The organism is Pseudomonas cavernicola, assembly GCF_003596405.1.
In the GTDB taxonomy this organism is placed as follows: domain Bacteria; phylum Pseudomonadota; class Gammaproteobacteria; order Pseudomonadales; family Pseudomonadaceae; genus Aquipseudomonas; species Aquipseudomonas cavernicola.
Genome location: NZ_QYUR01000002.1, coordinates 1,123,134 through 1,136,741, shown reverse-complemented (window position 1 = coordinate 1,136,741; position 13,608 = coordinate 1,123,134). Strand labels below are relative to the sequence as shown.

General features: G+C 66.1%; 11 protein-coding genes and 3 riboswitches. Of the genes, 4 read left to right on the top strand and 7 right to left on the bottom strand.

Going from position 1 to position 13,608, the window contains the following annotated elements; genetic code table 11:
* Positions 1 to 16: 16 nt before the first annotated feature.
* From cobM to D3879_RS05600, 4 genes are all read right to left on the bottom strand, one after another.
* Positions 17 to 775 carry a precorrin-4 C(11)-methyltransferase gene (gene cobM / locus D3879_RS05615; RefSeq protein ID WP_119953084.1) on the bottom strand — a complete coding sequence of 253 codons (759 nt, stop codon included), beginning with the start codon at positions 773 to 775 and terminating at the stop codon, positions 17 to 19.
* A 29-nt stretch (positions 776 to 804) separates the two neighbouring features.
* The gene (locus D3879_RS05610; protein ID WP_119953083.1) at positions 805 to 1,215 is read right to left on the bottom strand and encodes a cobalamin biosynthesis protein; all 411 of its coding nucleotides are present in this window, start codon (positions 1,213 to 1,215) and stop codon (positions 805 to 807) included.
* 97 nt (positions 1,216 to 1,312) lie between these two features.
* Entirely contained in the window at positions 1,313 to 2,020 is a 708-nt protein-coding gene (locus tag D3879_RS05605; protein WP_119953082.1) for a CbtA family protein, read from the bottom strand.
* 10 nt (positions 2,021 to 2,030) lie between these two features.
* Positions 2,031 to 2,216 carry a CbtB domain-containing protein gene (locus tag D3879_RS05600; RefSeq protein ID WP_119953081.1) on the bottom strand — a complete coding sequence of 62 codons (186 nt, stop codon included), beginning with the start codon at positions 2,214 to 2,216 and terminating at the stop codon, positions 2,031 to 2,033.
* Positions 2,217 to 2,326: 110 nt separating this feature from the next.
* A riboswitch (cobalamin riboswitch) is annotated at positions 2,327 to 2,572 on the bottom strand.
* Between the two features lie 120 nt (positions 2,573 to 2,692).
* Positions 2,693 to 2,906, top strand: a riboswitch (cobalamin riboswitch).
* 120 nt (positions 2,907 to 3,026) lie between these two features.
* On the opposite strand from D3879_RS05600, the gene cobW reads away from it, so the two are divergent.
* The 4 genes from cobW to D3879_RS05580 all read left to right on the top strand — a co-directional run bounded on the left by cobW (position 3,027) and on the right by D3879_RS05580 (position 9,686).
* On the top strand, positions 3,027 to 4,079 hold the full coding sequence (gene cobW, locus D3879_RS05595) for a cobalamin biosynthesis protein CobW (RefSeq protein WP_119954897.1): 1,053 nt from the start codon (positions 3,027 to 3,029) through the stop codon (positions 4,077 to 4,079).
* A 129-nt stretch (positions 4,080 to 4,208) separates the two neighbouring features.
* Positions 4,209 to 7,970: a cobaltochelatase subunit CobN gene (gene cobN / locus D3879_RS05590; protein WP_119953080.1), complete on the top strand. Its 3,762-nt coding sequence runs from the start codon at positions 4,209 to 4,211 to the stop codon at positions 7,968 to 7,970.
* A 52-nt stretch (positions 7,971 to 8,022) separates the two neighbouring features.
* Complete coding sequence (locus D3879_RS05585; protein ID WP_119953079.1) at positions 8,023 to 9,030, top strand: magnesium chelatase ATPase subunit I; 1,008 nt, start codon at positions 8,023 to 8,025, stop codon at positions 9,028 to 9,030.
* On the top strand, positions 8,955 to 9,686 hold the full coding sequence (locus D3879_RS05580; protein WP_119953078.1) for a vWA domain-containing protein: 732 nt from the start codon (positions 8,955 to 8,957) through the stop codon (positions 9,684 to 9,686). Before D3879_RS05585 ends, D3879_RS05580 begins: the two co-directional genes overlap by 76 nt.
* 199 nt (positions 9,687 to 9,885) lie before the next feature.
* Here the strand turns inward: D3879_RS05580 and D3879_RS05575 are convergent, their stop codons facing one another.
* From D3879_RS05575 to cbiE, 3 genes are all read right to left on the bottom strand, one after another.
* A complete protein-coding gene (locus D3879_RS05575; RefSeq protein ID WP_119953077.1) occupies positions 9,886 to 10,605 on the bottom strand; it encodes a cobalt-precorrin-6A reductase in 720 nt (239 codons plus the stop codon).
* Positions 10,602 to 11,699 carry a cobalt-precorrin-5B (C(1))-methyltransferase gene (locus tag D3879_RS05570; protein WP_119953076.1) on the bottom strand — a complete coding sequence of 366 codons (1,098 nt, stop codon included), beginning with the start codon at positions 11,697 to 11,699 and terminating at the stop codon, positions 10,602 to 10,604. Before D3879_RS05570 ends, D3879_RS05575 begins: the two co-directional genes overlap by 4 nt.
* Before the next feature lie 231 nt (positions 11,700 to 11,930).
* Positions 11,931 to 13,136 carry a precorrin-6y C5,15-methyltransferase (decarboxylating) subunit CbiE gene (cbiE, locus tag D3879_RS05565; protein ID WP_119953075.1) on the bottom strand — a complete coding sequence of 402 codons (1,206 nt, stop codon included), beginning with the start codon at positions 13,134 to 13,136 and terminating at the stop codon, positions 11,931 to 11,933.
* Positions 13,137 to 13,340: 204 nt separating this feature from the next.
* Positions 13,341 to 13,579, top strand: a riboswitch (cobalamin riboswitch).
* The last annotated feature ends 29 nt before the right edge of the window (positions 13,580 to 13,608 follow it).

Sequence of the window (13,608 nt, the reverse complement as noted above, 5' to 3'; positions counted from 1 at the left end):
AGCCCTTTATCTGCCGTCAGGCCTTGTCCGCCGGCCGATAAAGGTGCTCGTGACCTTCGCGGTAAAGATTCGAGTCAGCGAAGTCCTCGGCCGCCAGCACCCGGCCGACCAGGATCAACGCCGTGCGCTGAAAACCTTTGGCCTGCACCTTGGGCTGGATGTCGGCCAGGGTGCCGCTGACCCAGTCCTGATCCGGCCAGCTGGCACGGTGAATCACCGCCACCGGGCAGTCGGCGCCATAGTGCGGCAGCAGCTCGGCGACGATCTTGTGCAAATGGCTGATGCCCAGGTGAATCGCCATGGTCGCGCCATGGCGCGCCAAGTCCGGCAACTGTTCACCGGCCGGCATCGCGGTTTTGCTCGCGTAGCGGGTGAGGATCAGAGTTTGCGAGATCCCCGGCAGGGTCAGCTCGCTTTCCAGCAGCGCCGCACAGGCGGCGGTGGCAGTGACGCCCGGGATGATCTCGAACGGAATCTGCAGTTTGCGCAGCAGGCGAATCTGCTCGCCGATCGCGCCATACAGCGACGGGTCGCCGGAGTGCACGCGGGCGATATCCTGGCCCTGCTCATGCGCCGTTTTGATCAGCGCGATGATTTCCTCCAGATGCAGTTCGGCGGTATTCACCACCAGCCCCGCGCGATGGCCTTCGAGCACCGCCTCGGGCACCAGCGAACCGGCATAGAGAATCACCGGACACGAACGGATCAAGCGCTGACCCTTGACCGTGATCAGTTCCGGATCGCCTGGGCCGGCGCCGATGAAATAGACCGTCATGGGTCTCTCCTGAATCGTGAAGTAAGCACTTATGCGCGCCGAACGCTGGCCAGGGCGAAGCTGGCGCTGGCATTGCTGTGTTTGCTGATCAACAGTTCGGCCCGACTGCCGCTCAACGCCTCAACCTGTGCCAAGGCACAGGCTTCGGCCACCCCGGCGCTGCCGATGGCGCGCAAGGCGATGGCGGAATGTTGCGTCAGCCGGCTGTCGAACGCTGCCAATTGTGCGGCAGAGAAAAACTCCAGCGGCAGCCCCAGCGTTTGCGCCAAGGCCAGCAAGCCAGGCTCGGTGCGCTTCTGCTCGATACTGGCGAGCCCGCTCAAGTCCACCAGGTGCAAACCATAGGCAGGCAGCGTCTGCTCCAGCAGTTCGCGCAGCACGGCTTCCGAACAGCCACGCCGGCAGCCCAGGCCGGCGATATACAGCGGGGCGACCGTCATAGCAGCGGCGCCGCGGCTTGAGCAAAAGCGAAAAACCCGCTGATGGCAACGCCGTCAACGGGTTCGCAGGCAACCGGCCGAGGGCCGGGGCGGTTGGTCACGCCGCGTTCGAACCGGCGAAATGGCGATACAGCCAGGCCGAAAGCAACCCCAGCGCCGACCAGAACAACGCATTGGTAATCAGCGAGGCCCAGATGAACTGGTGCTCCAGGGCCTCTGGCGCCAGGCTCGCATGCACCTCGGGCTGCGGCGCACCGATCACATGCGGCACCAGCAGCAACACCAAACCAACGATGCGCAGCGCCCAATGCCGACCGAAGACGATCAGCGCCAGACCTACCGCCGTAGCCGTGGCGGTACCCACCCACCAGTACTGGCGCAGTGTCAGATCGGCGGCGGCAGTCCCCGGCAATTCCGGCGGCAAGCCCAGCGAAGGCGCCAGGCTGAAGGTCGCGAAACCGCCCAGGCCCCAGAGCAAGCCTTCCCAGCTCCGGCCCGGCGTCCGCAGGCTGTACAGGCCGGCCAGCATCAGCGCGAAGCCCACCGCCACCACCAGATTACCGCCGGTGGTGGACAGCACGCGCTGCCAGCCATCTTCCGGCGCCCAGGCCTCGGCGCTGTGCTCATGGGCGGCAACGCCGGCCTCATGCGTATGTTCGCTGGGCTGTTCGGTGGCCGGTGCACTGTTCTCGTAGGTTTCCCCTTCAAGAATCAGCGGTGCGACCCAAAAACTCTGCAACAGAGTCAGTAAAAGTGCCGCCAACAGCCCGCTGAAGCCGGCCGTCTGAGCGATGCGCTTGATCATGGCAAGCCTCTCAGTGGCACGGGAATGCGGAGCTGTGTCGGGTATCGTGCGCCGCGTTGTGTACGGCATCGATCTGCGAGAAGCCGGCAAAATAGACCAGCAGTGCGCCCAACAGGCCGGCACCGATGGCCAGGATCAGGCGTTGCGATAGCGAGGCGCTGGCCTCGACAGAATGTGTCAGGGTGCTAGTGGACATGACCGTTCCCTCTGAACTGGAAATGAAAACGTAGCAGAAGGGAACGCACGAGGAGTCGACTGCGAATGCACTCGAGCTTCCGGCTTGCGCCCGCCCACCGCGGGTTTGCCAAACTGTAATGATTTCAGGCCGGTCTCCGGGCTTGCGATGACTGCTGGATGCGAACATCCACAGTGTTGTGGGATTCACCTTCCCATGCCCAAGAGCCTGTTAATGACTCGTAGCACAGTGGTTTTTCGATCCCACCATTCGCTTACCGTTGCGGGGGCAGCGTCGGACTAGCCCCAAGGGGCGCACCGACTTCCCGTTTCACCTTGCGCACGACCGCGCAAGACACCTGAAACAGCCTTTCTAGAACATCACGAACACCGGTAGAGCGTCAACTTCGGCGCACCGCTGCATGCAGTAGGCCTGGGGATAGCTCCCCATAGGCGCTTGTTTCCCACAACCTGAATTGACCCATCTCCACGCACTGCGTAGCCTTGCCGCTTCGAGGTTCTCTGGGCAGAGCTTGCTAGCGCCAGAGCTAAGAGGGAACGCGGTTGAACGCCGTGGCTGCCCCCGCAACTGTAAGCGACTTGATCTCTTCCAATGCCACTGCTGTACGCGGGAAGGCGAAGAGAGGGGCCCCTGATTAGGAGAGCGGGCCAGGTCGTGAGCCAGGAGACCTGCCTTCGAGCTGCTTTTTACGACAACCGGGCGGGGTGATCCGGTGGCGAACTCGCAATGCGGGCCCTGGTGCTCCGCTACGCTCGTCCCGCATGCCCGCCGATCCGATTTCGCTTCGATCTGAACAGGGCTGCGCGACGCATGAAAACCTTGGCCAAACTTCCCGTCACCATCGTTACCGGCTTTCTCGGCGCCGGTAAAACCACCCTGCTGCGACACATGCTCAACAACGCCGAAGGGCGACGCATCGCGGTGATCGTCAACGAGTTCGGCGAACTCGGCATCGACGGCGAAATCCTCAAGCAATGCTCGATCGGCTGCAGTGAAGAAGAAGCCGTCGGCCGGGTGTTCGAGCTGGCCAACGGCTGCCTGTGCTGCACCGTGCAGGAAGAGTTCTTCCCGGTCATGCGTGAACTGGTGGCGCGGCGTGGCGACCTCGACCAGATTCTCATCGAGACCTCCGGCCTGGCGTTGCCCAAACCACTGGTGCAAGCCTTCAATTGGCCGGAAATCCGCAACGCCTGCACCGTCGACGCGGTCATCACCGTGGTCGACAGCCCAGCCGTGGCCGCCGGCACCTTCGCCGCCTTCCCGGATCAGGTCGACGCCCAGCGCCGTGAAGACCCGAACCTCGACCACGAATCGCCGCTGCACGAGTTGTTCGCCGACCAACTGGCCAGCGCCGACCTGGTCATCCTCAACAAAGCCGACCTGCTCAGCCCTGAAGCGCTGGCCGCCGTCCGTGCAGAAGTGGCGGAAGAATTGCCGGCGGCGGTGAAAGTCATCGAAGCGCGCGGTGGCGAGCTGCCGATCTCGATCCTGCTGGGCTTGAATTCGGAAACCGAGCTGCACATCGACGGCCGCAAGACCCACCACGATCTGGAAGACCACGAAGAGCACGACCACGACGAGTTCGACTCCTTCGCCGTCGAGCTGCCGGAAGTGGAAGAAGCGCTGCTGCTGACCGCCCTCAATGGCCTGGTCGAGCGCCATGGCGTTCTGCGCATCAAGGGCTTCGCGGCGATTCCCGGCAAGCCCATGCGCCTGCTGATCCAAGGGGTCGGCAAGCGTTTCGACAAACATTTCGATCGCGCCTGGCGCACCGATGAAAGCCGCACCAGCCATCTGGTGGTGATCGGCCAGGAGCTAGACCAGGCGCTTATCAGCAACGAGCTGAAGACCTCGTTGCTGTGAGCATCACGCCACGTTTGCTCCCTCTCCCGTTTACGGGAGAGGGTTGGGGAGAGGGCCAGTTGTCTATCAGTGGGCTTATAACCCTCTCCCTCGATCCCTCTCCCGTAAACGGGAGAGGGAGGTAACCCTATGCACCTCTTGCGCACCCAGCCCGGTGGTTTCGTCCCCGCCGATGGCATCGCCCATCTGGCACAGACACCGGCCGATGTCGTGATCCTCTGCACCGGCGACTCGCACCTGTCGCTGTTGGCCGAGGCGGCGCGGGATCTGCCGGCGGACTATCCGAGCCTGCGCCTGGCCAGCCCGGCACAGCTGCAAAACCATGCGTCGGTCGACCTCTATGTGGACGAGGTGCTGCAACACGCCAAGCTGATCCTGATCTCCCTGCATGGCGGCATCAGCTACTGGCGTTACGGCGTCGAGCGTCTGGTCGAGCTCGCCGCGCGCGGCGCCAAACTGATCCTGGTGCCGGGCGACGACAGCCACGATCCGGAATTGACGGCGCTGGGCAACGTCAGCGCCATCGAGGCCGAACGGCTTTGGCAGTACCTGCGCCAAGGCGGGGTAGACAACGCCAGGCAGCTCTATCACTACCTCGCCAGCACCTGGCTGGGTGCCGATTACCCCTGGGTCGAACCGCAGCCGCTGCCGCGCGTAGGCCTCTATCACCCGCAACAGGCCAACGCCGCACTGAGCCATTGGCAAGCCGACTGGCGTGCTGGGCAGGCGGTGGTCGGGTTGCTGTTCTACCGCACCCATGTGCAGTCGGCGAACACCGCCTTCATCGACGCGTTCTGCCAACGGTTGTCGGCTCAGGGTCTCAACCCCTTGCCGATTGCCGTGGCCAGCCTGAAAGAGGCAGCCTGCCTGAAGGTGGTGGAGGATTTGCTCGAGCAAACGGACGCCGCACTGATCATCAACACCACCGGCTTCGCCCAGTCCAACCCCGAGGCGCCCAACCTGCGCCCGTTCCGCCGCAATGTACCGGTGCTGCAAGCCATCTGCGCCCTCGACAACCTACCGCTCTGGCGCGACAACCCCCAGGGGCTGGGTTCGCGTGATCTGGCCATGCACATCGCCTTGCCCGAGCTGGACGGCCGCATCATCACCCGGCCCATCAGCTTCAAGGGCCTGGCCTGGCGCAGCGAGCGCAGCCAGAGCGATGTGGTCTGCTACCAGGCCGAAACCGGGCGGATGGATTTCGTCGCCGAGCTGGCGCGGCGTTGGGTCGAACTGGCACGCGTGCCGAGTGCCGACAAACGCATCGCCCTGGTGCTGGCCAACTACCCCACCCGCGACGGGCGCATCGGCAACGGCGTCGGCCTGGATACGCCGGCCGCCGCACTGAATATCCTCCGTGCCCTGCAAGCCGAGGGCTATCCGGTGCAGGGTTTGCCGGACAGCGGCACCACGCTGATCCACCTGCTGTTGGGCGGGGTGACCAACGACCTGGACAACCTCGACCTGCGCCCCTGTGCGCAAAGCCTGGCGCTGGACGAATACCGCAAACACTTCGAACGCCTGCCCGCCGCCAACCAACTGGCCGTGCGCGAACGCTGGGGCGAACCCGAGCAGGATCCAATGTACCGAGTCGACCATGGCGGACGGATGATGATCGCCGGCCTGCGCTTCGGCCTGACCTTCGTCGGCATCCAGCCGGCGCGTGGCTACCAGCTCGATGCCAGCGCCGTGTACCACGACCCCGACCTGGTGCCGCCCCACGGTTACCTGGCGTTCTATTTCTGGCTGCGGCAAGTCTTCGGCGCCAATGCCGTGGTGCATGTCGGCAAGCACGGCAACCTGGAATGGCTGCCGGGCAAGAGCGTCGGCCTGTCGGAGAACTGCTGGCCGGATGCGCTGCTCGGGCCCATGCCCAACGTCTATCCCTTTATCGTCAACGATCCGGGCGAAGGCGCCCAGGCCAAGCGCCGCACCCAGGCGGTGATCATCGACCACCTGATGCCTCCGCTGACCCGCGCCGAAAGCTACGGCCCGCTGCGCGATATCGAGCGGCTGGCCGACGAGTATTACGACGCCTCCCTGCTCGACCCCCGCCGTGCCAGCGAACTGCGCGGCGAGATTCTCACCCTGGTGCGCGCCACCCAGCTCGACCGCGAACTGCAACTGCAGATCAACGAAGACCCGGATAGTTGGCTGCCGCAGCTCGACGCCTACCTGTGTGACCTGAAGGAATCGCAGATCCGCGATGGCCTGCACATATTCGGCGAATCGCCGGCCGGGCGCCTGCGCATCGACACCCTGCTGGCCTTGCTGCGGATTCCCCGTGGCGATGGCCGGGGCGCCAACGCCAGCCTGTTGCGGGCCTTGGCCAAGGATTTCGAGCTGGGTTTCAACCCGCTCAACTGCGAAATGGCCACCCCCTGGAACGGGCCACGCCCAGTCGCGTTGCAAGCCTTGAGTGCCGATGCCTGGCGCACTCAAGGCGACACCCGCGAGCGCCTGGAGCTATTTGCCTTGCAGCTGATCGAGGCGACCTTGCTCGGTGCGCCGGTGGCCGTCGGCACTGAAACCGCGCCAGTGCTCGAGGTGCTGCGCAATCAGGTCGCGCCGACCCTGGACGCCTGTGGCCCGGCAGAAATCGCAGGGCTGCTGGCGGCCCTGCGTGGTCGCTTCGTCCCCGCCGGCCCCAGTGGCGCACCGAGCCGTGGCCGCCTCGATGTACTGCCGACCGGGCGCAACTTCTACTCGGTGGATGTGCGCAACCTGCCGACACCGACCGCCTGGCGCATCGGCTTCCAGTCCGCCAGCCTGCTGCTCGAACGCCACCTGCAAGACAACGGCGACCACCTGCGCCAGCTCGGCCTGTCGGTCTGGGGTACCGCGACCATGCGCACCGGCGGCGACGACATGGCCCAGGCCATGGCCCTGCTCGGCGTACGCCCGGTATGGCAGGCCGGCAGCCAGCGGGTCGAGGATTTCGAAATCCTGCCGCTGTCGCTGCTCGACCGCCCACGGGTGGACGTCACGTTGCGGGTCTCGGGATTCTTCCGCGATGCCTTCAGCAACCTGATCCGCCTGTTCGACGCCGCCGTGCAGGCAGTGGCCGAACTGGACGAGCCGGAAGACCTTAACCCCCTGGCCGCCCGGGTGCGCCTCGAACGCCAACGCCTGGAGACCCAGGGTGTCGACGCCGCAGATGCACGTCGGCAAGCCGGCTGGCGCATCTTCGGCTCCAAGCCGGGGGCCTATGGCGCCGGGGTGCAGAACGCCATCGAGGAACGTCTGTGGCAGACCCGCGCCGATTTGGCCGAGGTCTACCTGAACTGGGGCGGCTACGCCTACGGTGCGGCGGACAGCGGCACGCCCGCCCGCGAGCACTTCGTCCAGCGCCTGGAGCGCCTGCAAGCGGTGCTGCACAACCAGGACAACCGCGAACACGACATTCTCGATTCCAACGATTACTACCAGTTCCAGGGCGGCATGCTGGCGGCGGTGGAAACCCTGCGCGGCGAGCAGGTCGCCAGTTACCACGGCGACCACAGCCAGCCGGACAACCCGCGCGTCCGCACTCTCAAGGAAGAGCTGAACCGCGTGGTGCGCGCCCGCGCGGCCAATCCCAAGTGGATCGCCGGGATGAAGCGGCATGGCTACAAAGGCGCCTTCGAGATGGCTGCGACCGTGGATTACCTGTGCGCCTTCGACGCCACCAGCGAATTGGTCGACGATCATCAGTACGAGCTGCTGAGCGACGCCTACCTGCTGGACGCGGACACCCGCGAGTTCATCCAGCAACACAACCCCGGCGCCCTCCAGGAAATCACCGAACGCCTGCTCGAAGCCCAGCAACGCGGGCTGTGGCAGGAACCGGGCGAGTACCGCGCGGCACTGGAGAACTTGCTGATGGATAGCGAGGAAGGCCAGTGCGGTTGATTCGTTTACCTATTGCGGTACCTGTAGTGCTGACTCTTTCGGAAGACTGACCATGACCAACACCCTGCAATTCCCGCTGGCCGCCGTAGTCGCCGCCGATGAGCTGAAGCTGGCATTGTGCCTGGCGGCTATCGACCCGGCGATTGGCGGTGTGTTGATCGAAGGGCCGCGCGGCATGGCCAAATCGACCCTGGCCCGAGGCGTCGCCGAGCTGCTGCCCGGCGGCCACTTCGTCACCCTGCCCCTGGGCGCCAGCGAAGAGCGCATAGTCGGCACCCTCGACCTCGACGCCGCATTGGGCGAAGGCCGTGCACAGTTCTCCCCCGGCCTGCTGGCCAAGGCCGACGACGGGGTGCTCTACGTCGACGAAGTCAATCTGCTGCCGGACCATCTGGTCGACCTGCTGCTCGACGTTGCCGCCAGCGGGGTCAACCACATCGAACGGGACGGCATTTCCCATAACCACAAGGCCCGCTTCGTACTGATCGGCACCATGAACCCGGAAGAAGGCGAACTGCGCCCGCAGCTGCTCGATCGCTTCGGCCTGAACGTGGTGCTCGGTTCTCAGCCGCAACCGGCCGAGCGCGCCGAAATCGTCCGTCGCCGGCTGGCCTTCGATGCCGACCCGCTGGCCTTTCTGCAACGCTGGGCCGAGCCGCAAAGTGTCTTGCAGCAACGCTGCATCGTCGCCCGTGAGCAGTTGGCATTGATCGCGCTGGACGACGCGACCCTCGATGAAATCGCCCGCCGCTGCTTCGCCGCCGGCGTCGACGGCCTGCGTGCCGACCTGGTCTGGCTGCGTGCCGCCCGCGCCCACGCCGCTTGGCGCGGTGCCGGGCAGATCGCCGCCGAGGATATCGACGCGGTCGAACACTTCGCCCTGCTGCACCGCCGCCGCCACAGCCCACCGCCGGCCGCCCAGCCCCCGCAATCGCCACCCGCCGCCAGCCCCCAGACCGGGCAGGCTGGCGCCGGCGAAGGCCAATGGGGCGAATTGCCCGCCCTACCGGTGCCCATGGGCGCGCAGCGCGAGCTGCCGCGCTGGCCAAAAAAGCCCTGAGCATCCGCCCGCGACAGGTCACTGGCGCGGATGCCAAACCAAGACCCGGCCGCCTCGACGGAGGCCGCCATGGCGCCTCCCGGCACGGCGAACTGGGCGCGATCCACTGGCTGGCCACCCTGCTACGCGGCCGCCCACGGTGCCTGGCCGATCTGCAACGCCGCCCGCGTAGCCGCCACCCCAGCGAACTCTGGCTGGTAATCGTCGACGCCTCCGCCTCCACCCGCCGCCACGGCGCCCTCGCCCAGGCCAAGGGCCTGCTCGCCACGCTGTTCGAACAGGCCTACCGCCAACGCGCCCGCCTCGCCGTGCTCCACGCCACCGGCCACCAACCGCAATGGCTCTGGCAAGGCCAAAAAGCCTCCCCCGCCCTGCACAACTGGCTCACCCACCTTGGCGCCGGCGGTGGCACCCCGCTAATCGGAGCCCTGCAACAAGCCTCGACCTGGCTGGAGCGCCGGCAGCGACAAAAGCCGGCCGAACAGCAACGCCTGCTGATCCTCACCGACGGCCGCCTGCGCGACTGGCCGACCCTTGTGCCGATGGCCTGCCCGGCGCTACTGGTGGATATCGAAAGCGGACCGATTCGGTTGGGCAGGGCTCGAAGATTGGCGGAGGAAGTGGGAGCGGAGTATTGGGCTATCGAGGATCTATAGCCAGCTCGACGGTGACCGCCAACGGCCGGCGCGGCTTCCTGCCGCGGTGGCTGCGCTGAATGTAGGTTGGTGCTGAGCGCCAGCGATGCCCAACAACCGGCCTGCAAGGCCGGGCTTTTCAGGTGGGGCTTCGTTCGAGATCGAGCATTGGGAGTCGCCGGGCGACTCCTTGTTGGGCATCACTTCGTTCAGCGCCAACCTACGCGTGCGAAAGCGCGCTGAGCAGGCTCTGCGGGTCGGTGAATTCGCGGTCGACCTCGGGCAATTGTGGGCGGCGTAGCACCAGCACCGGCAGGCCCAGTTCCCGCGCCACTTGCAGCTTGGGTTCGGTGGACTGGCTGCCGCTGTTCTTGCTGATCAGCACATCGGTGCGCAGCCGGGCGAACAGTTCGCGCTCGCCTTCCAGACTGAACGGACCGCGCGCACCGATCACTTCGGCGCGTGGGTTGCCGGGCAGGGATTGCAGGCAGCGCACGGCCCAGTGTTGCGACTCGGGGATCTCGTGCAGGTGCTGCAACGGCTCGCGGCCGAGGGTGAACAGCGGGCGGCGAAAGTCCTCGAGCGCTTCGATCAGCCCGGCCCAGTCCGCCACTTCGCGCCAGTCATCGCCGACTTGCGCCTGCCAACCGGGGCGGCGCAATGCCCAGCAGGGAATACCGGTCAGGCGTGCGGCCGTGACGGCGTTCTGGCTGATCTGCGCGGCGTAGGGATGGGTGGCATCGACCAGCAGGCCGATGCCTGCCTCGACGATGAAACGCGCCAGCCCTTCGGCGCCGCCGAAGCCGCCGACGCGCACCTGGCAAGCCAGATCATCCGGCACCCTGCCCAATCCCGCGAGGCTGTAGATGTGCTCGGGGCCAAGCTGGCGAGCGATGCCCAGGGCTTCGGTGATGCCGCCGAGCAGGAGGATACGACTCATCGTTGCTCGACCGCCATGCCAACAATCTTGCCCTGCCGGTCGATGGCGAACACCTCCAGCTGCACCTGCGCCGGGACTGTCTTGCGGGCGAAGGCCAGGGCATGGGCGCACACCGCATCGCCGAGTTTCACCCCGGCGGCGCTGGCCAGCACCAAAGCTTGTTGGCTGGTGTTGGCGGCGCACATGGCCTGCTGCAACTCGGCGCTGGCGCCGATCTCCCCGGCCCAGCCAGCCAATTGCGCCAGGTTGATGCTGGAGTGACGGCTGTGCAGGTCCATGTGCCCGGCAGCAAGTTTGCTGATCTTGCCGAAGCCGCCGCACAGGCTGAGCTTTTCCACCGGCGCCTTGCGCAGATGCTTGAGTACCGCGCCGACGAAGTCGCCCATCTCGACCAGGGCCGTGTCCGGCAGGTTGTAGTAAGCGCGCATGGTGTCTTCGCTGGCGTTGCCGGTGCAGGCGGCCAGATGCTGGAAACCGTTGGCGCGGGCGACGTCGATGCCCTGGTTGATCGAGGCGATATAGGCGGCGCAGGAGAACGGGCGGACGATGCCGCTGGTGCCGAGGATGGACAGCCCGCCGAGGATGCCCAGTCGTGGGTTCATGGTTTTCAGCGCCAATGCCTCGCCGTTCTCGACACCGATCGCCACCTCGAAACCGCCGGCGTAAGCGTGCTCGGCGGCGAGCTGGGTCAGGTGGGCGGTCATCATCTGCCGTGGCACCGGGTTGATCGCCGGCTCGCCCACCGCCAGGGTCAGGCCGGGTTTGGTGACCGTGCCGACACCCGGCCCGGCATGGAAACGCACGCCAGGCTCGGCGCTCAGCCGCACGCGGGCAAAGACCAGGGCGCCATGGGTCACATCCGGGTCGTCGCCGGCATCTTTCAGGGTGCCCGCTTCGGCACCCTCCTCGAACAGGCGGCAGAACTCCAAACGCATCAGCACCTGCTTGCCCTTGGGCAGGACGATTTCCACCGCATCGCTGGCCGAACCAGCGAGCAGCAGTCGCGCGGCGGCCAGGCTGGTGGCCGTGGCACAACTGCCGGTGGTGTAGCCGCTACGCAGGGGCGCCGGCTGTTCAGGGGTCTCGTCGCGCATGCAAGAGTTCGTCGTTCCGTGGGTGGAGGTGAGTGGCTCCACGTCGTTATCAGGGCACAACATTGTAGGTTGGTGCTGAGCGCAGCGATGCCCAACATGGAGTCGCCACGCAACTCCCCCGGTGCTCGGTCCCGCACACACAAGCCCGGCCTTGCAGGCCGGTTGTTGGGCATCGCCTTCGGCTCAGCACCAACCTACATTCGTATTCTCCTGCATGACCGCTGGGCCTACCTATGCAGGCTTGATCGCTTCCAGAAGGGTAATCGGCAATGCCGCGCGCCAGGTATCGAAATCGCCGAGGGGCTGAGCCTGGGCCACGGTGATGCGGGTCAACTCGCCGCCATGGGCCGCCCGCCAAGCCACCAGGGTCGCTTCGCTCTGCAGGGTCACCGCATTCGCCACCAGCCGGCCGCCGGGGCGCAGCTGGGCCCAGCAGCTCTCCAGCATACCGGGCACCGTGACGCCACCGCCGATGAAGATCGCATCGGCCGGCGGTAAGCCATTCAAAGCCTCGGGCGCGCTGCCGGCGACCAGTTGCAGCCCAGGTACGCCAAGCGCATCGCGGTTCTGCGCGATCAAGGCTTGGCGCCCGGCATTGGCCTCGATGGCGATGGCGCGACAGCTGGGATGAGCCCGCATCCACTCGATGCCAATGGAGCCGCAACCGGCGCCGACATCCCAGAGCAGTTCGCCCGGCGCCGGGGCCAGACGCGCCAGGGTGATGGCGCGGACATCGCGTTTGGTCAGTTGGCCGTCATGGGCGAAAGCTGCATCCGCCAGGCCCGGAGTCAGCGGCAGGCGGCGTGCCGTCGGCGTAGCCAGACAGTCGACCGCCACCAGATTGAGCGCCGCCGTGCGGGCCAGGCTCCAGGCCTGCGCCGTGCCATCGATGCAACGCTCCAGCGGGCCGCCCAGGTGCTCGAACGCCCGCAGGCGGCTGGCGCCGAAACCGCGTTCATCGAGCAGCGCGGCGATGGCGGCGGGGCTGCTGCCGTCGTTGCTCAGCACCAGCAGGCGCGCGCCGGGGTGGATCTGCGTGTGCAGGGCGGCCAGCGGACGGGCAACCACCGACAGACAGGCCACCTCCTGCAAAGGCCAACCGAGCCGCGCGGCGGCCAGGGAGAAGGACGACGGCGCCGGCAGTACCCGCAACTCATCGGCCGGCAATTGCCGCGCCAGGCTGGCGCCGACGCCGAACAGCATGGGATCGCCGCTGGCCAGCACGCAGACCGGCGTGCCGCGCGCTTCCAACACTGGCGTCAAGGCGAAGGGGCTCGGCCAGGCCTGGCGTTGCCCGCGCAGGCAAGCCGGCAGCAGATCCAGCTGGCGCTGCCCACCGAACACCACTGAGGCCTCTAACAGCGCCCGCCGGGCCGGTTTGCCGAGCCCGCTGAAGCCGTCTTCCCCGATCCCCACCACTGTCAGCCAAGGCGACATCCGCAACTCCTCACTGGCATTCGCTACACACCCCGCGAGCATCCGACGAGGAGGCTTTTCCTGGGGCCGGGCAAAGCAGGCATAATAGCGCGTTCGTCGGTGCCCAAAGTGATGTAAGAGATCTCGCGAGCTAAGGCCAGACAAGGCGAAATTGGCTGAAGAAGCGGAGTTGACTGTAGTCAATGAGCATTCTGAAGACGATTTCAACGCCGTATGGCCGACGCGCAGCAGATCGTAAACAGATCGATAGGCCGAAGAGGGAACACGGAAAATACCGTGGCTGCCCCCGCAACTGTATGCAGCGAGTTCGAGCGCCCCCCGCCACTGGTTCACACCGGGAAGGCCGCGCTAAACGTAGAGCCCTGTGGATAAACCCAGCTAAGGTGTTATCCACAGGGCTTGCAACTGCCAGCCAGGAGACCTGCCGCCGAACTTGGTCGCGTGTGCAAGCATCGGACGGGGTGTGCCGATG